This window comes from Parablastomonas sp. CN1-191 (assembly GCF_049354825.1).
Lineage (GTDB): Bacteria > Pseudomonadota > Alphaproteobacteria > Sphingomonadales > Sphingomonadaceae > Novosphingobium.
The window spans coordinates 1,634,318-1,656,232 of record NZ_CP186480.1 but is presented as its reverse complement, the minus strand read 5'-3'; the positions used below and the strand labels follow the sequence as shown (position 1 = coordinate 1,656,232).

21 protein-coding genes are annotated in these 21,915 nt (G+C 61.4%); 7 read left to right on the top strand and 14 right to left on the bottom strand.

The features are described from left to right. Positions 1-10: 10 nt before the first annotated feature. The 14 genes from ACOYW6_RS08180 to ACOYW6_RS08115 form a co-directional block, all read right to left on the bottom strand. Entirely contained in the window at positions 11-1,267 is a 1,257-nt protein-coding gene (locus tag ACOYW6_RS08180) for a copper resistance protein B (RefSeq protein WP_423140839.1), read from the bottom strand. Next, positions 1,264-3,345: a copper resistance system multicopper oxidase gene (locus ACOYW6_RS08175; protein WP_423140838.1), complete on the bottom strand. Its 2,082-nt coding sequence runs from the start codon at positions 3,343-3,345 to the stop codon at positions 1,264-1,266. Before ACOYW6_RS08175 ends, ACOYW6_RS08180 begins: the two co-directional genes overlap by 4 nt. Before the next feature lie 87 nt (positions 3,346-3,432). Further along, positions 3,433-3,669 carry a hypothetical protein gene (locus ACOYW6_RS08170; RefSeq protein ID WP_423140837.1) on the bottom strand — a complete coding sequence of 79 codons (237 nt, stop codon included), beginning with the start codon at positions 3,667-3,669 and terminating at the stop codon, positions 3,433-3,435. Positions 3,670-3,705: 36 nt separating this feature from the next. Beyond that, positions 3,706-4,047 carry a hypothetical protein gene (locus ACOYW6_RS08165; RefSeq protein WP_423140836.1) on the bottom strand — a complete coding sequence of 114 codons (342 nt, stop codon included), beginning with the start codon at positions 4,045-4,047 and terminating at the stop codon, positions 3,706-3,708. Between the two features lie 44 nt (positions 4,048-4,091). After that, the gene (gene cueR / locus ACOYW6_RS08160) at positions 4,092-4,487 is read right to left on the bottom strand and encodes a Cu(I)-responsive transcriptional regulator (RefSeq protein ID WP_423140835.1); all 396 of its coding nucleotides are present in this window, start codon (positions 4,485-4,487) and stop codon (positions 4,092-4,094) included. Next, positions 4,484-6,829 carry a heavy metal translocating P-type ATPase gene (locus ACOYW6_RS08155; protein ID WP_423140834.1) on the bottom strand — a complete coding sequence of 782 codons (2,346 nt, stop codon included), beginning with the start codon at positions 6,827-6,829 and terminating at the stop codon, positions 4,484-4,486. The genes cueR and ACOYW6_RS08155 overlap by 4 nt, the downstream gene beginning before the upstream one ends. Before the next feature lie 363 nt (positions 6,830-7,192). Next, positions 7,193-7,882, bottom strand: a complete 690-nt coding sequence (locus ACOYW6_RS08150; RefSeq protein ID WP_423140833.1) for an aquaporin — start codon at positions 7,880-7,882, stop codon at positions 7,193-7,195. Next, positions 7,879-8,613: an arsenical resistance protein ArsH gene (arsH, locus tag ACOYW6_RS08145; RefSeq protein WP_423140832.1), complete on the bottom strand. Its 735-nt coding sequence runs from the start codon at positions 8,611-8,613 to the stop codon at positions 7,879-7,881. Before arsH ends, ACOYW6_RS08150 begins: the two co-directional genes overlap by 4 nt. Further along, on the bottom strand, positions 8,610-9,011 hold the full coding sequence (arsC, locus tag ACOYW6_RS08140) for an arsenate reductase (glutaredoxin) (RefSeq protein WP_423140831.1): 402 nt from the start codon (positions 9,009-9,011) through the stop codon (positions 8,610-8,612). The genes arsH and arsC overlap by 4 nt, the downstream gene beginning before the upstream one ends. After that, a complete protein-coding gene (locus tag ACOYW6_RS08135) occupies positions 9,008-9,514 on the bottom strand; it encodes an arsenate reductase ArsC (protein WP_423140830.1) in 507 nt (168 codons plus the stop codon). Before ACOYW6_RS08135 ends, arsC begins: the two co-directional genes overlap by 4 nt. Then, the gene (locus ACOYW6_RS08130) at positions 9,511-9,864 is read right to left on the bottom strand and encodes an ArsR/SmtB family transcription factor (protein ID WP_423140829.1); all 354 of its coding nucleotides are present in this window, start codon (positions 9,862-9,864) and stop codon (positions 9,511-9,513) included. The genes ACOYW6_RS08135 and ACOYW6_RS08130 overlap by 4 nt, the downstream gene beginning before the upstream one ends. Before the next feature lie 59 nt (positions 9,865-9,923). Beyond that, complete coding sequence (locus ACOYW6_RS08125) at positions 9,924-10,427, bottom strand: hypothetical protein (protein ID WP_423140828.1); 504 nt, start codon at positions 10,425-10,427, stop codon at positions 9,924-9,926. A 26-nt stretch (positions 10,428-10,453) separates the two neighbouring features. Continuing rightward, positions 10,454-10,792 (bottom strand): YnfA family protein, encoded by a 339-nt coding sequence (locus ACOYW6_RS08120; protein ID WP_423140827.1) that lies wholly within the window; start codon positions 10,790-10,792, stop codon positions 10,454-10,456. A gap of 48 nt (positions 10,793-10,840) precedes the next feature. Next, positions 10,841-11,263 carry a MerR family transcriptional regulator gene (locus tag ACOYW6_RS08115; RefSeq protein WP_423140826.1) on the bottom strand — a complete coding sequence of 141 codons (423 nt, stop codon included), beginning with the start codon at positions 11,261-11,263 and terminating at the stop codon, positions 10,841-10,843. A gap of 74 nt (positions 11,264-11,337) precedes the next feature. Here ACOYW6_RS08115 and ACOYW6_RS08110 point away from each other — a divergent pair, with 74 nt between their 5' ends. The 7 genes from ACOYW6_RS08110 to ACOYW6_RS08080 all read left to right on the top strand — a co-directional run bounded on the left by ACOYW6_RS08110 (position 11,338) and on the right by ACOYW6_RS08080 (position 21,853). Then, the gene (locus tag ACOYW6_RS08110; protein ID WP_423143090.1) at positions 11,338-13,332 is read left to right on the top strand and encodes an FTR1 family protein; all 1,995 of its coding nucleotides are present in this window, start codon (positions 11,338-11,340) and stop codon (positions 13,330-13,332) included. Further along, entirely contained in the window at positions 13,325-14,005 is a 681-nt protein-coding gene (locus tag ACOYW6_RS08105; RefSeq protein WP_423140825.1) for a cation transporter, read from the top strand. The genes ACOYW6_RS08110 and ACOYW6_RS08105 overlap by 8 nt, the downstream gene beginning before the upstream one ends. 50 nt (positions 14,006-14,055) lie before the next feature. Continuing rightward, entirely contained in the window at positions 14,056-14,742 is a 687-nt protein-coding gene (locus ACOYW6_RS08100; RefSeq protein WP_423140824.1) for a ZIP family metal transporter, read from the top strand. A gap of 899 nt (positions 14,743-15,641) precedes the next feature. Continuing rightward, complete coding sequence (locus ACOYW6_RS08095; protein WP_423140823.1) at positions 15,642-16,871, top strand: TolC family protein; 1,230 nt, start codon at positions 15,642-15,644, stop codon at positions 16,869-16,871. Continuing rightward, positions 16,868-18,325 (top strand): efflux RND transporter periplasmic adaptor subunit, encoded by a 1,458-nt coding sequence (locus ACOYW6_RS08090; RefSeq protein ID WP_423140822.1) that lies wholly within the window; start codon positions 16,868-16,870, stop codon positions 18,323-18,325. Before ACOYW6_RS08095 ends, ACOYW6_RS08090 begins: the two co-directional genes overlap by 4 nt. Beyond that, positions 18,322-21,474 carry an efflux RND transporter permease subunit gene (locus tag ACOYW6_RS08085; protein ID WP_423140821.1) on the top strand — a complete coding sequence of 1,051 codons (3,153 nt, stop codon included), beginning with the start codon at positions 18,322-18,324 and terminating at the stop codon, positions 21,472-21,474. Before ACOYW6_RS08090 ends, ACOYW6_RS08085 begins: the two co-directional genes overlap by 4 nt. Position 21,475: 1 nt before the next feature. Further along, a complete protein-coding gene (locus ACOYW6_RS08080) occupies positions 21,476-21,853 on the top strand; it encodes a copper-binding protein (protein ID WP_423140820.1) in 378 nt (125 codons plus the stop codon). Positions 21,854-21,915 lie beyond the last annotated feature (62 nt).

The following is a 21,915-nucleotide window of genomic DNA, read 5'->3' as shown; positions in this document are numbered from 1 at the left end:
CTCTCTCCCGTCAAAACCAAAAACGAATGCCAGCGACCGCGCTCAAGACCCCAGTGTCTTCACCGGCCGCGCGCTGATAATCGCGGGTGTTGCCGAATGATCGCCGGTACTGGACCCCGACATACGGAGCGAACTCGCGGCGAATGTCATAGCGCAGTCGCAGGCCCACCTCGGCGTCGATAAGGCCCGCGCCCACTCCCAGTTCGGGTGAATTCTGCGCCGCGAAGTTGAGTTCAACCCGCGGCTGCAGGATCAGCCTTTGTGTAATCCGCTGGTCGTAATAGCCTTCCGCGCGCGCCATCAGTTCGCCCTTGTTCGACACGAACAGCGCGCCTTCGACGTCGAAAAAGCTCGGGGCTAGGCCCTCGATCGCTACTGTCGCGTAAGTGCGCGACGGGTTGGGCTTGAAGTCGTAGCGAACACCGCCCTGCAGATTGAAGTAAGGGCCGATCGCGTGGCTATAGAGGGCCTGGATCTCGGCCTTTTCGATCGCGCGCCCAAACTCGCCATCGCCTTCGCTTTTAAGCCACAAGCGGTTGATGTCGCCGCCATACCAGGCCTCGGCATCCCATTGGAACCCATCTCGACCCTTTTTGACCTGGGCCTCGGCGATGTTGAACATGACTTGGCTGAACTTTTGACCGCCATGGAATGTATCGAGGTGATGACGGCCCATCTGCATCGCGTCGGGGCCGTAAACAGAGTCTGCTGCGCGGTCCGTCGGTATGGGTGGCGGCGGTGTACTGCCGGCAGGCAGATCAGTGCCGGTCGGCACTGCGTCTCCCATCGTGCTCATGTCGTGCCCAGCGGGCATATCCATACCAGGCATTGAGCTCATGTCGTGCCCGGCCGGCATACCGGCGCGTGGCATTGTCGACATGTCATGGTCAGGGGGCATTTGCCCCGCGGGCATCTGGTGCCCTGCCGGCATTTCCATCCCAGGCATCGACGACATGTTATGACCGGCGTGCGGATTAGCGGTCTTGGTCGCCGTGGCTGCGCCGGCGGCGGGCTTTCTCACCGCAGGCTTTCGAGCCACCGGTTTCTTTGCTGCCGGTTTTTTCGGCGTCGGCTTCACGCCCGGGGCGGGTGTCTTGGGCACGGGTCTTTTTGCAGGCGGCTTCCTCGTCACAGCCTTCTTGGCGGGCGGCATCTTCATGCCCGGCATGCTCATCCCCGGCATCATGCTGTGGTCCTGAGCAGAAGCTGCCGAGGTGAGCGCCAGCGCTGCCACTCCCGCGAGCAGCGCGAGACAATGCTTGCTCATGATACGTCTCCGGCCGACGGGCGAACGGTGACGACACGCATCATCCCTGCCGTCATGTGATAAAGGTTATGACAGTGGAAGGCCCAGTCACCGGCCGCATTTGCGGTTACGTCGAACGTCACGGTGCCTCCGGGCGGCACGTTCACCGTGTGCTTGCGTGGCGCAAAGGCGCCATGTCCGGTCACCAACTCGAAGAAGTGACCGTGCAAGTGTATCGGGTGCGGCATCATCGTGTCGTTGATCAGCGTGACCCGCACCCGTTCATTCAGTCGAAACGGGATCGGCTCTGCCGGTTCACTCAACTTTACGCCGTCGAACGACCACATGTAGCGTTCCATGTTGCCCGTAAGGTGAATTGCGAGCTGGCGCGAAGGCGCACGGACATCAGTGTTGGGTTTGAGAGCCTGTAGGTCGCGATAGGTCAGGACGCGGTGATCCATGCCCTCAAGTCCTTGCGGCGGCTCGCCGGTACGATCGGTCGGCATTGGTGAGATTGTCTGCACGCCTGGGTTGTTGTCGACCTGCGGCGCGTTTTTGAAATCGCGCATGTTCATCGACCCGTGGTCCATGCTGCCCCCTGAGCCGCTCCCGGCAGGCGTGGCACCAGGCGAGCTATGGCTCATACCGGGCATCGCCGCCCCACTTGCTGCGGGCGCCGGAGTCGAGCCCGTCATCCCGGTCATCGAGCTATTATCCACCCCCGCCATAGACCCGTGGTCCATTCCCGCCATCGAACCTTGCGGCATCCCGCTCATCTCAGCGCCGGTAGCCGCCGCTACAGCAGCCTTGACTGTCCCGTGATCGGTTGGCTCTTTCCATCCGGTCATTTTCCAGAGGTTCCGAGAGGCATTCTGCTCGGCAGAGGGGTCTATGCCGCGCACGACCGCCGGGTTGGGGGTGCTCGGGCCCGCCATGGTGGCCATGCCCGAATGATCCATCCCTTCCATTCCGCTCATGTCGCCCATGCCCATGTCCTTCATGCTGAGCAAAGGGCGCGGACGAAGCGGCGGCACTGGTGCGAACATGCCTTCGCGGGGCGCGAGGGTAGCGCGTCCCATGCCGGAGCGATCGATCGACTCGCTGACAAAGCTGTACGCGCGGTCGCCGGGCGTGACGATCACATCGAACGTCTCGGCCACGCCGATCTGGAACTCGTCAACCGTAACGGGCTTCACATTCTGGCCATCCGCCTGGACAATCGTCATAGGCAAGCCAGGGATGCGAACGTTGAAGTTGGTCTGGGCGGAGGCATTGATGATCCGCAACCGCACCCGCTCACCGGGCTGTACCAGCGCCGTCCAGTTGTCGAACGGCCCATGCCCGTTGATCGTGTAATCGTAGGCCGAGCCAGTGACATCGGCGATGTCGGTGGGGTCCATTCGCATCCTGGCCCATTCGCGGCGTTCCTTGGCGGGTATATCGCGCCCCGCAAGTTGACCGGAGAGCGTGAGCCGCTGCATGTTGAAGTAGCCGCCGCCCATCTGTTTCAGTTTCTTGAAGATGGTCGCGCCGGTCATCGAGCTGTGGTCTGACAGGACCATCACGTGCTCGCGGTCATATGCGATGGGATCGGGTCGGGCGGGATCGATTACGATCGGCCCATAAACGCCGTCCTCTTCCTGATAGGCCGAGTGGCTGTGGTACCAGTATGTGCCCGACTGAATGACCCGAAAGTCATAGTCGAATGTCTTGCCCGGCATGATGCCGGGGAAACTCACGCCCGGGACACCGTCCATCGCAAACGGCACGAGTAGTCCGTGCCAATGAATCGAGCTGTCCTCGGTGAGCGTATTTGTAACGCGCAGGCGAACGCGCTGGCCTTCTTTGAGCCGGATCAGTGGCCCCGGGACAGTGCCGTTGATGCCGATCGCTCGGCTGACCTTGCCATCCACACGCAGCGCGACCTTGCCGATGGAGAGCGCTACGTCGGGCCCGCTCAGCGTGGGGAGCGGTCGCACAATGCCGGCGGATACAGGCTGGGCCCAAGCGGGCAGCGCGCTAAGTGCCGCGGCGCCAGCGCCTCCAACGGCAGCTGCGCGCAAGAAGGCGCGCCTCTGCAGAGCGAGTGAATTGGTCATGTTTATCCTTACTTGGCCAAAGGTCAGCCAATCATAGCCAAGGGGAGCGGCGTCGCCGATTAAGGCGACGCCGTCCTTGGTCAGCGCTTAGTGCCGATCAGTCGGGCTCGGGCTGGGCTGAGGGGCCGGCTGCGCGCCATTGCCCATCTTGGAATGGTCCATCTTCGAATGGTGCATTCCAGCCATGTCCGCGCAGCAGTCCTTGCCGGCCGCTTTCATTTTCTCGCAGCAATCCATTTTGGCAGCAGGGGCAGAAGCCGCCTGGGCGTGCGCCACGGCGGGGGTGGCGATCGTCAACACGACCGCGATCAGATATTTCTTCATTTTTAAGCTCCGTGAAATCGAAAAAACAGGTCGATTTCACGCAGTTCGTGGAGGTGGCGTCACGATTTCGCTCAGCACGCCGCGATGAACGCGCACGAGGGCTGGAACAGCTGCAAGCTGAATGAACAGCTGCTCGCCAATGATAGCGTCGGGCAATATCCCCGCCGTCGCGCACATCGCGGCGCAACACGGCTCCGACGGCGCCTTTTGCGTTTTATCGTGCTGGCCGGAATGGCAGTGACTCGCCATAACTTTAGATTCACTGCTCATCTGGGCGTGATGTAACGCCGGCACCGCAGCCATCGCGCGTTCCATCGCCGGCGGCCCGAACAGCAGCGAAAAGGCGACCAGTATCGTAAGGAACCGGGACAGACTCATATCGAAGGGTATGGCCCTCTGCACCGTCAATGGCAACCCGATCATCAAGTCTCGCCCAGTTCGAGGTCGTCGAGGATGGGGCAGTCCGGCCGATCATCCCCCTGGCAGGAGGCGGCAAGGCGCTCCAGGGTCCGGCGCATCGCATCGAGTGCCTTTGTCTTGCGATGAAGTTCAGCAGCGCGGGCCAAAGCGAGAGCCTTGACGTCGCTGCTCGACCGCGTGCGGTCATTCCAGAGCGCCAGCAGCTGGCCTATTTCGTCGATCCCGAAGCCTAGATCGCGGGCTCGTGCGATGAACCGAAGCGAATGGACATCGCGCTCGTCATAATCACGATATCCTGACGATCGGCGGGGGGCAGCGTCGATCAATCCGATTTTCTCGTAGTGGCGGATCATCCGCTGACTGATCGCAGAGGCCGAAGATGCTTCCCCGATTTTCATAATTGCACTGTCCGAAGCCTGAGAGAATTACCGATGACCAAGACCGAGCTCAGCGACATAGCAGCGCTGGCGATGATCGGGCTCAGTAGAAGTCCGAAAGTGGGATAGAGGATACCTGCAGCGACTGGCACTCCGGCCGCATTGAACACGAAGGAAAAGAACAGGTTCTGGCGAATGTTACGCATGACCGCCCGGCTAAGACGCCGGGCGCGAACGATGCCTCCCAAGTCACCTTTTACCAGAGTGACGGCAGCGCTTTCCATAGCGACGTCGGTGCCAGTGCCCATCGCAATGCCGACATCCGCTGCGGCGAGCGCGGGAGCATCGTTAATGCCGTCCCCGGCCATCGCCACGCGGGCCCCGGACATTTTGAGCTTATCGACCATCGCCTGCTTCTGATCAGGCAGGACGTCGGCCATCACTTCGTCGATCCCGCTTACACGCCGAGCGACAGCTTCAGCCGTCTGCCAATTGTCACCGGTCATCATAATGACCTTCATGCCACTTGCGCGCAGATCCTTGACGGCACCCGAGGCACTTTCCTTTATCGGGTCTGCGACAACGAGCAGGCCTGCCAGTTTCTGATCGATGGCAACAAACATGACGCCCTGACCCTCGCTCCGAAACGCGGTGGCCTGAACGTCGAGGGCAGTTGTATCGATGCTAAGTTCGGCGAGCATTGCCTTGTTACCCATCGCGACGGCTCGCATACCAACCGTTCCGCTCACGCCCTTGCCCGTGTAGGAGGCAAAGTTGGTGGTTTCCTTCAAGCTGAGCCCGCGCTCGGACGCGCCGTCTACGATCGCGGCGGCGAGAGGGTGCTCACTGCCCCTCTCGAGCGACGCTGCGAGCAGCAACACCTCATCCTCCGCGAAATCAGCGTGGGGAACGACTTCGATCAGCCGCGGCTTGCCAAGCGTGAGGGTGCCCGTCTTGTCGATAACCAGCGTGTCGATTTTCTCCATGAGCTCAAGCGCCTGAGCGTTCTTGATCAAAACGCCAGCACCGGCACCGCGCCCGGTGCCCACCATAATGGACATGGGAGTGGCCAGTCCTAACGCGCAAGGGCACGCGATGATGAGCACCGCAATCGCATTGACGAGGGCATGCGCCAGTCGCGGCTCTGGCCCGACGAGCGACCAGACAATGAAAGTCGCGACCGACGCTGCAATCACCGCTGGCACAAACAAGGCCGAAACCTTGTCGGCGAGAGCTTGGATCGGTGCACGGGACCGCTGCGCATCGGCCACCATCCGAACAATCTGGGACAGCATGGTGTCGCGGCCGACGCGCTCGGCGCGCATCAGCAACGACCCGGTGCCGTTGACGGTCGCTCCGGTTAGCTGGTCCCCGGGCGCCTTCTCAACGGGGACTGGCTCGCCCGAGATCATTGCTTCGTCCACCGAGCTGCGGCCTTCGGTCACCACTCCATCGACGGGCACCTTTCCGCCCGGCCGAATGCGAAGCACGTCGCCCACGTGCACATGCTCGATCGGCACATCCTCGTCGACGCCGTTCCGAACCCGCCGGGCAGTCTTCGCCGCCAGGCCCAACAGCGCGCGGATCGCTTTACCGGTCGCTGTCCGGGCACGGATTTCCAGCACCTGCCCGACGAAGATCAGGGCGGTGATCACCGCTGCGACTTCGAAATATACAGGCACCGCGCCGCCCATTGTCCTGAGCGATCGGGGGAAAATGTTGGGAGCGATGGTCGCCACCACGCTGTATCCGTAAGCGATCCCGATCCCGATGCTGATCAGAGTGAACATGTTGAGCTTACGGGTCCTGACCGACTCCCACCCACGTTCGAAGAAAGGCTTGGCTGCCCACAAAATCACCGGAGTCGCGAGCGCAAGCTGCACCCACATGGACACGCGCATCGGCAAAAGCTGCCAGCCGAAAAGTTCGGCGCCCATTGTTAAAACGACAAGAGGCACGGCCAATACTGCGCTGACCCAAAGCCGCCTGGTGAAGTCGATCAGTTCAAGGTTCGGGCCCTCCTCCAGGCTCGGTTCGAGGGGCTCGAGTGCCATACCGCAAATAGGGCAACTACCTGGCGCGTCGCGGCGGATTTCAGGGTGCATCGGGCAGGTCCAAATCGTGCCTTCAGCCACTGGCGCGATAACGGCTTCGCTCACGGGGCGAAGATACCGATCAGGATCGGCTAGGAACTTGGTTCGGCATCCTGCGCTGCAGAAATGATATTCAATCCCGGCGACTACACCGTGATGCTGTGTCTCAGCAGGATCGACCTTCATGCCGCAGACGGGGTCGATCACCGTGTCCGAAGCATCGCCCTCTGCTTGGCTGCAGCAGCAGCTTTTTGTTTCGCTCTCGCTCATGGGTCGACTCCTGAGGCTTCGATGAAGCAGGCTTATTCGGGCCTGACATCGTGACAAGGTCAAGGAGCATTTCGCAGGCGCAATTACGGGTTCGGGAAGGTTGTACTTAGCCCGCCGAACGCAGCACGGGGGCCGCTCCAACGGCAGGTACCGGAGCGGTTTCGCGACCAAGTGATCGTTATGGGCGGCCAAAGCGACTTTACCATCGTTGGTTCAAACCACGCAAAGCGTGACGGCAGGCGCAGGTTGTGATTCTACGCTCGTCCGCTGCTGTTCTGATCAGTGCAGTCGTGATCTCTACCCCGCCGCGCGGCCGCAGCTTTGGTTTATGGGATGTCATGGATGACCTCGTTGTGAAAGTCCTCACGCTCGAGGGGACGATTGAGCTGCGCTATTGACGCCAAAAAGAGCAGTCCCGGTTAATGCACCGGTGAAAGCGCCAGCCGTCTGAGCCAGAATAAACGGTACAATGTCTCCGGGGCTGATACCGGCAAAACTGTCCGAGAGGCTCCGCGCAATCGTAATCGCTGGGTTGGCGAAGCTGGTCGACGACGTGAACCAAAAGGCGGCAGTAATATAGAGGGCGACGCTTGCCGGCACCCAATCAGGACGATGCCGGACTGTACCGATAATGGTCAGAATCAAGCCGAACGTTGCCACCGCTTCGCCGGTCCATTGACCAAAGCCGGTCCGCGAGTGTGTGGAAAATTGCACGATGGGCACGCCGAACATCAGGTGCGCCAACCAGACGCCCAGGATGCCGCACGTGATCTGCGTCAGGACGTAGAGCAGAGCGTCGCGTCCTCTCAAGTCGCCGCGCCACGCCGCAACAGCGCTAACTGCCGGATTAAGATGAGCGCCTGAAACCGGCCCCAGCATGGTGATAAGAACGAACAGGATCGCCCCGGTCGCCATCGTGTTTCCCAGCAAGGCAATCGCGACATTTCCGCCCGCCAGCCGCTCAGCCATTATGCCAGACCCGATGACCGTCGCGAACAGCATTGCCGATCCGATGCCTTCGGCCATGAGGCGGCGCGGCAGGGGAACCGTCATCGGCAGGGTTCGGGCGATTTAGCTATGGCGGCAAGGTGCTCGGCACCTGCTGGCAGCCGTCCCTCGGTCTTACGTTCGGAATAGCGATCCGTCAGGTAATCGCTGCGGCCTCTGGTCAGGAGCGTGAACTTGACCAGCTCTTCCATCACATCAACCACGCGGTCGTATAGCGGGCCGGGCTTCATTCGGCCCTCGTCATCGAACTCGGTATAGGCTTTGGGCACGCTCGACTGGTTCGGAATGGTGATCATCCTCATCCAGCGTCCGAGCAATCGCAGGGTGTTGACGGCATTGAACGACTGACTGCCGCCCGACACCTGCATGACCGCAAGCGTTCTACCCTGAGTCGGCCGTACTCCTGCCTGTTCCAACGGTATCCAGTCGATCTGCGCCTTTATGATGCCCGAAATCGCACCGTGACGTTCGGGGGAACACCACACTTGGCCCTCCGACCAAAGCGATAGCGCGCGAAGTTCGGCGACCTTGGGGTGATCGGCCGGTGCGTTATCTGGCAGCGGCAATCCATCCGGGTCGAAGACCCGCGTTTCGCATCCCATTTTTTGCAACAGCCGCTCAGCCTCGATGATGAGCAGTTTGCTGTAGGAACGTTCGCGCAGGGAACCGTAGAGCAACAAAATTCTGGGCGGATGCGTCGTCTCAGAGGGCATCCCGAGCTTCAAGGCATCGGGAGCGTCGAAGAAGGCGCTTTCGACATTTAGCAAATCACTCATGCTCGAACGACCTCGCCATCTTCCTTGACGAAATCCTCGCATAGCGGCCGGGGCAGTATTTCCAGCACTACTTCCGACGGACGGCACAGGCGTACGCCGACAGGCGTCTCGACCAGCGGGCGATTGATCAGGATAGGATGGGCAAGCATGGCATCGATCAGCGCTGCGTCGCTCAGACTCTCGTCAGCCAGACCCAGCTCTGCGAAGGGCGTCCCTTTTTGCCGCAAAAGGTGGCGCGGCGTAAGACCAGCCGCAGCGATCAGGCGTTCCAGAGTTGGCCGGTCGGGGGGCGTGCACAGATATTCGATCACAGTCGGCTCCACGCCTGTCGCCCGGATGATGCCCAGCGTGTTGCGCGAAGTGCCGCAAGCGGGATTGTGCCAGATGGTAACGCTCATTTCGCTATATCCTCCGTCTTGCCGATATCGTTCAATCGAGAACGCAAGCTCGCCTCGTCGAGCGCGTCGACCGACAGGGCCGTCAACAAGCTGATGCGGTTGGACAGGAGCAGGTGTGCTTGTCTGAACGCAGCATCTATTTCCAACTCGCTGCCTTCTACGGCCGCCGGGTCGGGAATGCCCCAGTGGGCCGTAATCGGATGACCCGGCCAAACGGGACAGGTTTCGCTCGCAGCGTTATCACAGACCGTAAAAATGAAATCGAATTGCGGCGCGCTTGGTTCAGCGAACTCACTCCAGCTTTTCGAACGGAATTGGCTGGTATCGAGATCAAGTCGCTCAAGGAGCCGCAATGCGCCGGGGTGGACTTCGCCCTTGGGCTGGCTCCCGGCGCTGTAGGCTTTGAAGCGGCCTTGGCCGAGACGGTTAAGGGTGGCTTCGGCGATGATGCTGCGCGCCGAATTGCCGGTGCACAGGAACAGAACGTTGAATACCTTGCTCACACACGTCCCTCCGGCAAACACCTGCTTTGAAGAACTGCATCAGCCAACGGGGCACAGATATCTGGCTGTCCCGAGCAGCAGTCCTGAACGAGAAATTCCAGCAATTGGGCCATTTGCTCGTAACGGGCAGTGTAGATCACTGTCCGGCCCTCCCGGCGGCTCTCAATCAACCCCGCGTGAGACAGTACGTTGAGGTTGGCCGAAAGTGTGTTGGGCAGCACGCCCAGACGCCGAGCAATTTCACCCGCCGCCACGCCGTCCGCCCCGGCCTGCACGAGCAGACGGAAGACGGCGAGGCGCGATTCATGTGCCAGCGCAAAAAGCGAGGCCACTGCTGCTTTTGTTTCCATAGATCGTCTTTAGATGAATCGTCGCGACGAACAATTTACGTTCGGTCGCTGGGCTTCGGTTAGTGCTGGCCGAGACGCGCCAATCGAAAAGAGCCGGCTGAGCTTGGCGCGACAACCTGCTCACATTTGGCTTCGGCGGTACTGCGCAAGGGGCATTTCCATGCCTCTCCAACAATCGCGATTGTAAGCTGCTGTCCCAGACTGGCATGGTATTCGCAACTGGCGTGATCCAGTCGGTCGCTCGCATAGCTGGCCGGCTTTGCCTGGACCGGCTTAAAAACACGGTTATCAATATTGCCGCGGGCATCTTCAAATCGGCACTCCACTCTGCCTTCGCCGGATAATGTGAGTTCGACTGGCGATGCCGCCTTGCCGGCGGCGGGTTGGGCGGCCGTAATCAGTGCGAGGGCGGTCATTAGTGCAACGCGTTTCATTTCTCTTTCCTCCCCCGCCGAACTCGTCAAGAATCGATAGTTCGAGAATAGTGGAATAAAGAAATGGTTGCAAGGCTCATACTTACCGAAGCTTGGAGTTCCGCCTTGTGGGTTCAGAGTCGCGGCCATTCAGTGAGACCGCGCCTATAGGTTAGTCAGTCGCGACCAGGCCCCCAAATGATCAATGCCGCGCCCGCCAGGCAGATTGCGCCTCCGGTCAGATCCCAGCGGTCAGGAGATACGCCTTCAACAAAGCGCAGCCAGAACAGTGATGCGACAATGTAAATCCCGCCATAGGCGGCAAAGGTCCGTCCAGCGGCTTCGCTTTCCACTCGGGTCAGCGCAACCGCGAACAGGATCAACGCCAGGATCCCAGGAGCAAGCCAGGCGCCAGACTTGTTCAGGCGCAGAACGGTCCAGAATGCAAAACAACCAGCGATCTCGCCCACGGCGGCGAGTAAATACCAGCCCAGTGTGGCTAAGGGATGGTTCACAGTGCCCCGGCGTGAGGGCAGGCGTGCGGCCAACAAGCAAAAGCATCATCACGAAAACGTCCTCCCCCGCGGCGCAAGGGTTTCGATGATCTGGCAGTCGGCTACCTTGCCCTGTTGGCACGACCCGATCATTCGATCGAGCTCGGCGCGCAGGGCCATCAAGTCACCGATCTTGCGGTCAATCTCGTCAAGATGGACGCGCGCAATCCGGTCCACAGCTTCGCAGGATTGATCCGCATCGTCGGTCAGCGTTAGCAATTCGCGCACTGAATCAAGCGGGAATCCGAGACTTCGGCTGTGCCGGATAAACGCTAACCGCCGACCATCGGAGGCACGATAGATGCGCCGCCCCGCCGCCGTACGCTCTGCCTTGGGCAGCAGGCCGCTCTCCTCATAAAATCGAATTGTGTTGACCTTGGTTCCGGTGATTCTCGCCAGATCGCCAATTGCCAGATTTGCCGTCTCGGCCAATTCTCGCCTCCATCTTGCGATTGATTCGCAAAACTACTTGCATCTCCAGTTACTGGAGGTTGTATCTGGAGTCGATGAACACTGCCAGATCAACCAAATCCGCGCTAGATCGCCCGCCGCTGGGAGCCAGGTTTCGCGCCGTCCTGCTGACTGTTCTGGCGCTGACCGTCGGTGTTGTGACGCCGGCATACGCCAGCGCAAGCAGCGATGACGTTCAAACTGCGTGGCGTTTGCTGGACTACGTGGCGGTAGATTACCGGGGCGCGGTGAATGCCGGGCAGGTCAAAAGCGTCACCGAATATGCGGAAATGTCAGAATTTTCGGCGACCGTGGAAGCCACAATTGCCGCCTTGCCCCCAACGGCCGAGCGGCCCCGCTTGATCGCCGAGGCTGGTGCGTTTCGTAAAATGATCGCGAACAAGGCGGCGCCCGACAACGTCGCCAAGGCAGCCCGCGCGCTTGGCGCCCACCTGCTCGCGGCCTATCCCGTGCCGGTAGCGCCGTCGACACTGCCGGACCTCGCGCGCGGTTCGAAGCTTTATGCGGACAATTGTGCAAGCTGCCATGGCTTGGCCGGCGACGGGCGCGGCCCGGATGCTGCCGCGCTCGATCCGCCGCCCGTGGCCTTCCGGGATGTTTCGCGGGCTCGCGAGCGCAGCCCGTTCGCCCTCTACCAGGTTATCGGTCAAGGGCTGGACGGCACCGCAATGAGGAGCTTTGCCGAGTTGCGATCGCAAGACCGCTGGGCGCTCGCCTTTTACGCAAGTCGCTTTGCGTTCACGAACACCGATGCTGGTGAACGGCTTTGGAAGGCCGATGTCGGTCTGCGTAAGCGCATTCCTGATCTTGCATCGCTGGCCGGTTTGACAGCCGCCTCGCTCGGGGCCCAGATCGGGCAGGAGAAGGCCGACAGCGTCATTGGCTTTCTTCGCGCTCATCCCGAAGCTGTAATCGCCGCAAGGCCGGGATCACTGGCTCTGGCGCACCAGAAACTGCAAGATAGTCTATCAGCTTACGAGGCGGGTGACCGGCAAACTGCCAAAAGGCTTGCCCTGTCCGCCTATCTCGATGGGTTCGAGCCAGTGGAACCTGCGCTGGCCGCTCGCGATGCGACACTTATGGGACGAATCGAGGCCGAAATGGGCAACCTTCGGGCTGCCATCGGACGCGGCGAACCTGTGGCAGCCGTCAGGTCGCAGGTAGCCGTTGTCGACACGCTGTTTACCGACGCCGAGGAAGTGCTGTCCCCCGACGCGGCCAGCGCGGCTTCTACCTTTATTGGGGCGTTCACCATTCTGCTGCGCGAAGGGCTGGAAGCCTTGCTCATCATCGTGGCCATGATCGCCTTTTTGCGAAAGGCCGATCGCAGCGAGATGGTTCGTTATGTTCACGGGGGATGGGCGGCTGCCCTCATCGGGGGAGCCATCACCTGGGCCGTCGCCACGTTCTTTATCGGCGTAAGCGGGGCTAGCCGCGAACTAACCGAAGGATTTGGTTCGCTGTTCGCGGCCGCGGTACTGTTGTCGGTCGGTATCTGGATGCACGGCAAGTCCCAGGCCGGCGAATGGCAGCGCTATATAACCGAGACACTGGGTAAGGCCTTAACGCGCGGTTCGGCCTGGTTTATGTTCGGTCTCGCCTTCGTTGTGGCTTATCGCGAGGTTTTCGAGACGATCCTGTTCTATGCCGCCCTGACAACGCAGGGTGGCGGCGTTGTCATTCTGGCTGGCGCAGGTTCCGCCATTGTCGCGCTTGGATTGATCGCCTGGGCCATGTTGCGGTTTAGCGCCACGCTGCCGGTGAGCGAGTTCTTCAAGTACAGCTCCGCGCTGATCGCCATCCTCGCGGTGGTTCTGGCAGGCAAAGGTGTGGCGGCGCTGCAGGAAGCAGGACTGATCGACATCGCCCCGCTATCTCAGATTCCGCGCATACCGGTCCTGGGGCTGTTTCCGACGATGGAGTCGATAGGCGCGCAGCTGGCGACCGTCGCCGTCGTCGCGCTGGGAGCCTGGTATAATCACAGGTTAGCAAGCAAACGGGCCGGGGCGGAGGAAGTCCAGCGTGGCTGACGACTGTTGCGCCAGCGCATGCGGCAGCGCGCAGTCGCTGAACGAACCGCGCTGGCGGCGGGCGCTTTGGATCGCCCTTGTCTTGAACCTCGTGATGTTCGCGGTTGAGTTTGTGGCCGGCTCATCGGCGGACTCACGCTCGCTGCAGGCGGACGCACTCGATTTTCTCGGCGACAGCGCCAATTACGCGATCAGCTTGCTGGTCGCTGGAATGGCATTGGTCTGGCGAGCGCGGTCGGCGGCCATCAAAGGGTTGACGCTGCTAGCGTTCGGCTTGTGGGTCCTTGCCATGGCCGCTCTTGCCTTTCTGCAGGGCGCGGCGCCGCGGCCGGAAACGATGGGCATCGTCGGTGCCATGGCGCTCGCGACCAATGTCGGGGTGGCGCTGATGCTCTTCCGCTTTCGAACTGGCGATGCGAACATGCGGTCGGTGTGGATTTGCTCGCGTAACGACGCGTTCGGTAACATCGCCGTGATGGTCGCGGCCTTCGGGGTATTCAAGACCGGCAGTGCCTGGCCAGACCTATTGGTCTCGGGTGTCATGGCCGCACTGGCGATCAGCGGTGGATGGCAAATTTTGCGCGAGGCTCGCGGGGAATTGCGCGGCGGAGGATACGGGCCAGCATCGCGCACACGGTCACCCGGCCGTCCTGACCCGAGAGCGACGCGTTGACCGCGTTCAAGCTCGAACTCGACAACGTAGTCTGATCGAGGAGTAACGTCGTGCCTATTCTGGCTTTCGCCTTCGTGCCGGTGTTCGCGGTATTGCTCGGCGCGATTTATGCGGTCTGGCGTAGACCGGGTCCGGCGTTGGAAGGCGCGGTACAGCACCTTGCGGCGGGCGTTGTGTTCGGCGCCGCCGCAGCCGAGATTCTGCCCCAAGTAAAACATGACGCCTCGGTTTGGACAACGCTGATCGGCGGGACGCTTGGCGTCGCGACTATGCTCGGTGTCAAATCGCTCGAGGGCCGCTGGAAAGGCCCGATTGGGATGATAACGGCCATCGGCATCGACCTTGTGGTGGATGGCCTGGTCCTTGGACTGGCGTTCCTGGGCGGCGCAAAAGCAGGCGTGCTGATGACAATCGCCTTGACCCTCGAAGTCCTGTTCCTCGGTTTGACGGTTACGGCAAAATTGGGTGAAGCGCTTGCCTCACGGTTCAGGGTGGTTGCCCTATCGGTGGGACTGGCCCTGTTGCTGCCGGCCGGTGTCCTCGTGGCGACGCCCGTGGTCCTGCTCCCACCGCATGTTATCGGCGGTTTTCTTACGTTTGGGCTGATGGCGCTGCTTTACTTGGTGACGGAAGAGCTTCTTGTTGAAGCACATGAGAAGCCCGACAGCCCAATCATCAGCGCGATGTTCTTTGTTGGATTCCTTGGGCTGCTGATCGTAGAGGAGCTGATGGCGTAGGCCGCCGCATGGAAGAGTGTCTGCGGCTGCGTAACCGCTGGCTTTCGTCCCGCGACACCGATACACGGGCTAGGTGGTCCTACGCGGTTTCAGATTCGTGTTATTGCTGGCAGCCATCATCGGGCTGACGGGGCAGGGCGTTGCCGTGTCCGCTGTGCCCTATGGCCACCCTCCGGCAAACGTCTCCACGATGTCGGACGACTGCATGAAGATGATGTCCAAGGGTGAAAGCTCGCAGTCGAAGCCCTGTGACGGCACTTTCAAGTGCATGTTGGCAATGGGCTGCATCTTTCTGCCCGCGGTTGCCGAGTTCGGCAGTTATCATGGGCCGTTGCCGATAGCGTCCGTACCGAATTACTGGCCGGTCACTGTCAAACTACGTGGGGCGGTCTTCGCTCCTGACCCCGAGCCTCCCACTATCCTCCGCTAATCCACGACGATCATTGCGGTTGCCTGGCCTGTGAAATGGCTCGGCTACGCCGCTTTGGCTCTCTTGAATTTGCTCAAAGGATATTTGTGATGAAGCTTGGAATTTCGATTCTATCGCTGGCGACTGCCTTGGCCGTCCCGATCCCTGCACTAGCTGCGAATGGCCAGGACAGCGCGGGACACTATGAGTGGCGTTCAGCGCCAGGGCCACGAACACCTGCCCCCGTTCGCGTGTGGGTACCGCGCCGTATCGACGTTGCCCATGGTGGCTGCGAAAAGATGAAGGTGGGTGCCGTTGAGTGTGTGCAAGCGCAGGCGGCCCAAACCATCAAGGGTTGATCGGCACTTCCTACGATAAACCCGCTCGGCCGTAGTCCGGCGTCGGGGGAGCGGACCTCCGCTCCCCCGACGCTTCATCGAGCCCAATCTATTTCGCGCTGTGCCAGGCCTCCCAAACCGAGGAAAGTTCCATGCGGTTTCTTATCTTTGCACCGATCCTCGCGGCGATGCCGGCATCCGCGCTGGCAAAGCCGCTACGATTTGAAGAGGCGTTAGCGAGCGCAGCGACAAACGGCGCGTCCGTTGAAGCCGGCCGACTCGAGATTGAGGCGAGACGTGTAGCCGCGACCGCGGCCGGGCAATGGCCCGACCCCAAAGTCGGGCTCAGCATTGAAAACTTTCCAATTTCGGGACCGCCGGCCTTTTCACTTGATGGGGACAGCATGACGATGGGGCGGGTTAGCCTGAGCCAGGAAGTTCCAAGCTCCGCCAAACGGCTGGCACGCGTGGGGCGCGCGACAGCGGACATCGCGGAAGCCCGGGCTACGCGCGAAGTAAGCTTGCGCGAAGCACAGGTTGCCGCCGGTGTTGCGTGGGTCGACCTGGCTTCGGCTCAGCAGCGGCTCAGCGCGGTGGATTTCGCAATCGGTAAGATCTCGGCTTATCGGGGCGCTGGGGTCGCAGGGGTTGCCTCGGGCACTGTGCGACCTGCTCAGACGCTCGAAACACGCACGGCAATTGCCCAGCTAGAGGACGCCCGCGCCGAGATTCTCGCTCAACGCAATCAAGCCCGGGCGCGGCTGACGCGCTGGACCGGAGACGCCGATCCGGCGGCTGTCGGTCCGCTCCCATCTCCAACCCTCGATCCACAAGCACTTGAGCAAGGCATCCCGAGCCTGCCACAGATTGGCCTGGAAAATGCGCGCGTCCAGCAGGCGCGGTCGGACGTCAGCCTGGCCGAAGCCGACAAACGTCCGGACTGGATGTTTGACGTTGCCTACGAAAAACGGGCTTCCCGTTACGGCGACATGATCTCGGCTGGAGTAACCGTAAGTCTGCCGCTGTTTCCGGGGCGCCGGCAAAATCCAGTGATCGCATCCCGGCTGGCGTCCTCGCAAGCCGCGGCTTCGCGGCGTGAGGATGCCCGCCGAGCGATAGCCGAAGAGCTTAAAGTGAGCTTTGCCGATCACGTCATGCATCACGACCAATGGATGCGCGCGCGCGACACGCTTCTGCCATTGGCGCGCGATCGAGCAGATTTGGAAGTCGCCAGTTATGCAGCTGGCCGCGCCTCCATCCAGGACGTTGTCACCGCGCGGATCGCGGCAGTCGAAGCTCAATTGCTGGTGCTCGAACGCGAAGCCGCAGTCACGCGGGACGCCGTTCGTATCAACTTGACGTTCGGAGGGGCAGAGCGATGATTTTCGCTGAACGGCGACAACTCGTTTTGGCGGCAACCGCGGCGGCTCTGGTCGCCGGCGCGGTCGGCTTCGTAGCGGGTGCCTACCGCGACGCGCCGACTGAAGACCGTGGCGGACGGGCCGTCCTTTACTGGTATGACCCGATGGTGCCGAGCCAGCACTTCGACAAGCCAGGCAAGTCGCCCTTCATGGATATGCAACTGGTCCCCCGTTACGCCGGGGAGGGCGAGTCAGAGGCAGGAGTGCGGATCGATCCGGCACGGGTAGAGAACCTCGGCTTGCGCACTGCGATCGCCAAGGTTGGCACACTCGATACAGGCTTTACTGCCGCAGGGGCGATCGACTTCAATGAGCGGGACGCGATAGTGATCCAGGCTCGTGCTGCTGGTTTCGTCCAACGTGTTTACTCCCGGGCGCCAGGCGATGTAGTCGGCGCCGGGGCCCCATTAGCCGATCTTCTGGTACCCGAGTGGGGCGGCGCTCAAACTGAATTTTTGGCTGCGAGGCGAACCGGCGATGCGGCTCTGACCAGAGCCGCGCGGCAGCGGATGACTTTGATCGGGATGCCGGCGGGCGCCATCGCAGCCGTGGAGCGGACGGGACGCCCGCAGAATGTGTTGACCGTGACCACCCCTGCCGGCGGGTTGATCAAGACGCTTGGCGTACGAGCGGGAATGAGCATCGCAGCGGGCCAAACGTTGGCGGAGATCAACGGTCTGGGAACAGTATGGCTTAACGCGGCCATTCCAGAAGCCTTGGGTAGTCGGGTCAGGCCAGGGCAGCCGGCCAATGCGAGCCTTGCAGCCTATCCCGGCGAGCGGTTTCCAGGCCGGATATCGGCCGTCCTGCCGGCGGTTGAAGGGGACAGCCGAACGCTCACAGCACGCATCGAACTGATTAACCGTGGCGGCCGGCTAAGGCCGGGCATGTTCGCCCAAGTCGCCCTCGGCGGTATGAGCCGTCCTGCGCTGCTCGTCCCCGAAGAAGCGGTAATTCGCACCGGAACACGGACAATCGTAATGCTTGCTCAGCCTGGCGGCCGATACCAGCCGGCCGAAGTACAGATAGGGGCGACAAGTAAGGGTCAGACCGAAGTTATCGCCGGTCTTGGTGACGGCGAACGAGTGGTCGCATCGGGCCAGTTTCTCCTCGATTCAGAAACAACTCTAGCCGGCGCACAAGTGCGCTCGCTCGGCGCTGCCAAGCCTGTGGCGCCGGCCACGGCGAGGCCCACCTACCAGGCCGAGGGAAGTATCACCGCCATAGACGCACGAAGCGTGACCATCAGTCACGGACCGATCCCGGCGATCAAATGGCCCGCGATGCAGATGCGCTTCCTCTCGCCTCCTGCCACGGCGCGCGCCTTTAAACGGGGTGACCGGGTCAGTTTTTCGTTCGATCAACCGCCCGAAGGGCCCACTATACGCCGCATATCGAAGCTCAACGGTCGGTGATCGCCCGTATCATTCTTTGGTCGATCGCCAACCGGTTGATCGTCGCTGCTGCGGCGGTAGCGTTGTTGATCGCCGGCTTGATCGCGGTTCGCAGCACGCCGATCGACGCCTTGCCCGATTTGTCCGACACGCAGGTCATCATCCGGACGACCTATCCCGGGCAGGCACCGCAGATTGTTGAGAACCAGGTCACTTATCCGCTGGCAACGACCATGCTGTCGGTCCCGGGTGCCAGGACGGTGCGAGCTTACTCGTTCTTCGGAGACAGCTTCGTCTATGTGATTTTCGATGAAGGGACTGACTTGTATTGGGCGCGCTCGCGCGTCCTTGAATATCTTAACCAGGCCCAACAAGGCTTACCCGAGGGTGCAAAAGCGGCGATCGGGCCCGATGCAACTGGGGTCGGCTGGGTCTACGAATACGCATTGGTTGACCGCACCGGAGGCCACGACCTGTCAGAGCTCCGAGGCCTGCAGGACTGGTTCCTCCGCTATGAATTGAAGACAATTCCCGGCGTGGCAGAGGTGGCCAGTATTGGCGGTATGGTACGACAGTATCAAGTCGTGCTCGATCCGGTCAGTCTCGCCGGTTACGGGGTGACGCAGCGCGAGGTAACCGATGCGATCCAGCGCGCAAATCAGGAGGCTGGCGGCTCGGTCATCGAAATGGCCGAATCGGAATATATGATACGTGCCTCCGGTTATCTCAAAGGCCTTGCCGATTTTGCGCAGGTCCCGATCCGCACGGCAAAGAGCGGCGTGGCGGTCGTGCTTGGTGACGTTGCCACGGTCCAGATCGGCCCCGAGATGCGCCGCGGCATTGCCGATCTTGACGGCGATGGCGAGGTCGCGGGCGGCGTGGTTATCTTGCGGTCGGGTGTCGATGCGCGATCCGCGATCAAGGCGGTCGAGACGAAACTGGTGGAACTGCGAAGAAGCTTGCCGCCAGGCGTTGCTGTGGTGCCGGTGTACGACCGCTCAAGTCTGATCGACCAGGCAATTGAAAACCTCACCGGCAAGCTGTTCGAGGAGTTCGTCGTCGTCGCGCTCGTGTGCGCATTGTTTCTTTGGCATGTGCGTTCCGCTCTGGTGGCGGTCATCACGCTTCCTCTGGGCGTCGTGGCTGCGTTCGTAGTCATGCGATTCCAGGGCATCAACGCTAACATCATGTCTCTCGGCGGCATTGCCATCGCCATCGGTGCGATGGTCGATGCCGCGATCGTGATGATTGAAAACGCCCACAAGGCGATAGAACACTGGCACGAGAAACATCCCGATCAAGAACTGGATGGCCCGGAGCGGTGGCGCGTTATCGGCGAAGCAGCGGCCGAAGTGGGGCCGGCGCTGTTCTTCAGCTTGGTGATCATCACCCTGTCGTTCGTGCCGGTCTTCACGTTGCAAGCGCAGGAGGGACGCCTGTTCGGACCGCTCGCCTTCACTAAAACGTACACGATGGCCGCAGCGGCCCTACTATCGGTGACACTTGTCCCGGTGCTTATGGGCGCCCTTATCCGGGGACGCATTCCAGCGGAGCGCGATAACCCCGTCAACCTAGCGCTGACCGCGCTCTACCGGCCCGCGATTGGTTGGGTGCTGAAGCGTCCCAAGACTACCCTGCTAATTGCCGGCACCGTGTTCCTGACAGCAGCCTGGCCGATCAGCCGCCTCGGCGGGGAGTTCCTGCCCGCAATGAACGAGGGAGACTTGCTCTACATGCCTTCGGCTCTGCCGGGACTTTCGGCGGCCAAGGCTGCCGAGCTGCTTCAGCAAACCGACCGCATGATCAAGTCGGTGCCTGAGGTGCAGAGCGTATTCGGGAAGGCCGGCCGGGCCGAGACCGCTACCGATCCCGCGCCGCTGGAGATGTTCGAGACCACGATCCGGTTCAAGCCACGCGACCAGTGGCGATCCGGTATGACGCCTGAGAAAGTGATCGCAGAGCTCGATCGAACTGTGCGGGTCCCAGGGCTCGCCAACGTCTGGGTTCCTCCAATCCGCAACCGCATCGATATGTTAGCCACCGGCATAAAAAGCCCGATCGGCGTAAAAGTGTCGGGAGGCAATTTGGCGGAGCTCGACCGCATCGCACGCGAGGTGGAGGGCGCCGCTAAGCGCGTACCCGGCGTCAGCTCGGCGTTGGCGGAACGCCTGACCGGCGGACGCTATGTCGACATCGATATCGATCGCCTGGCGGCAGCACGCTATGGGCTGAACATCGCCGACGTCCAGGAAATCGTCAGCGGCTCAATCGGCGGCGAGAATGTGGGGCGAACGGTCGAAGGGCTCGCCCGTTATCCGATCAACGTGCGCTATCCACGCGAGATTCGTGGCAGCTTGGCCGCGCTCGAAAACCTGCCCATTCTGACGCCCACCGGCCAACAGCTGACGCTCGGTTCGGTGGCGACCCTCCGCGTAGCCGACGGCCCGCCGATGCTAAAGACGGAAAACGGGCGTCCTTCTATTTGGGTCTACATCGACGTGCGCGATCGCGACCTGTCCTCTGTGGTCGCCGACCTGCGAGCCGCCGTTGCTAAACAGGTCAAGCTCACACCGCGAGTGAGCATCGCCTATTCTGGCCAGTTCGAATACCTGGAGCGCGCTACCGCACGTCTCAAGCTTGTCGTGCCGGCAACGCTGGCAATCATCTTCGCCCTTCTATTCGTGATCTTCCGCCGGGTGGACGAAGCCGCGCTGATCATCCTGACCCTGCCCTTCGCGCTGACCGGAGGCCTTTGGATGCTCTACCTCCTGGGCTATCACCAGTCTGTCGCGACGGGGGTTGGTTTCCTTGCCTTGGCCGGTGTCGCCGCCGAGTTCGGTGTCGTCATGCTCATTTACCTGAAGCTGGCGCTTGAAAAAGCCGGCCCCGACGCTTCTTTCGACGACATTTTGGCGGCCGTCACGGACGGCGCGCTTCAGCGCGTCCGGCCGAAGGCAATGACTGTTGCCGTGATTGTAGCCGGTTTGGTGCCTATCCTGATCGGATCAGGCGCAGGTTCGGAAATAATGCGCCGCATCGCCGCTCCCATGGTGGGTGGGATGCTGACGGCTCCGCTGCTCTCAATGTTCGTGCTTCCTGCCGGCTTCCTGCTCATGCGGCGGCGGAGCGCCTTGATGAAGTCCTTACCAACCCCAACTAAGGAGATATGATTTGAAAACCTTCACTAACATGGCAGCAGCCCTCCTTTTGACGGCTTCGCTTTCGGCGTGCGGTCAAAAAGCACCAACTGACGACAAATCTTCCTCGGTCGCGACCAGCGAGCCCGCGATGTCAACTATGTCGACTTCGTCGAACAGCCCAGAGACGAAGCTGGCCAAGGGCACCGGAGTTGTCACCGAGCTCGACATCGCCGCCGGCACGATAACGCTTGACCATCAAGCTATACCAGCGGTCGCGTGGCCGGCGATGACCATGACATTTTCTGCCGACCCGGGGGTCCTTCAAGGCGTCAAGGTTGGCGACAAGGTGGCATTTGATGCCAGCATTACGGGTAGCGCCGGAAAGGTGACTGCGATCGCAAAGCGTTGAGTTGAGGTGCGCCGTTGTATGCCGAGCGTAGCTGGAGGCAGGCGCAGGTGTGCACACTATTC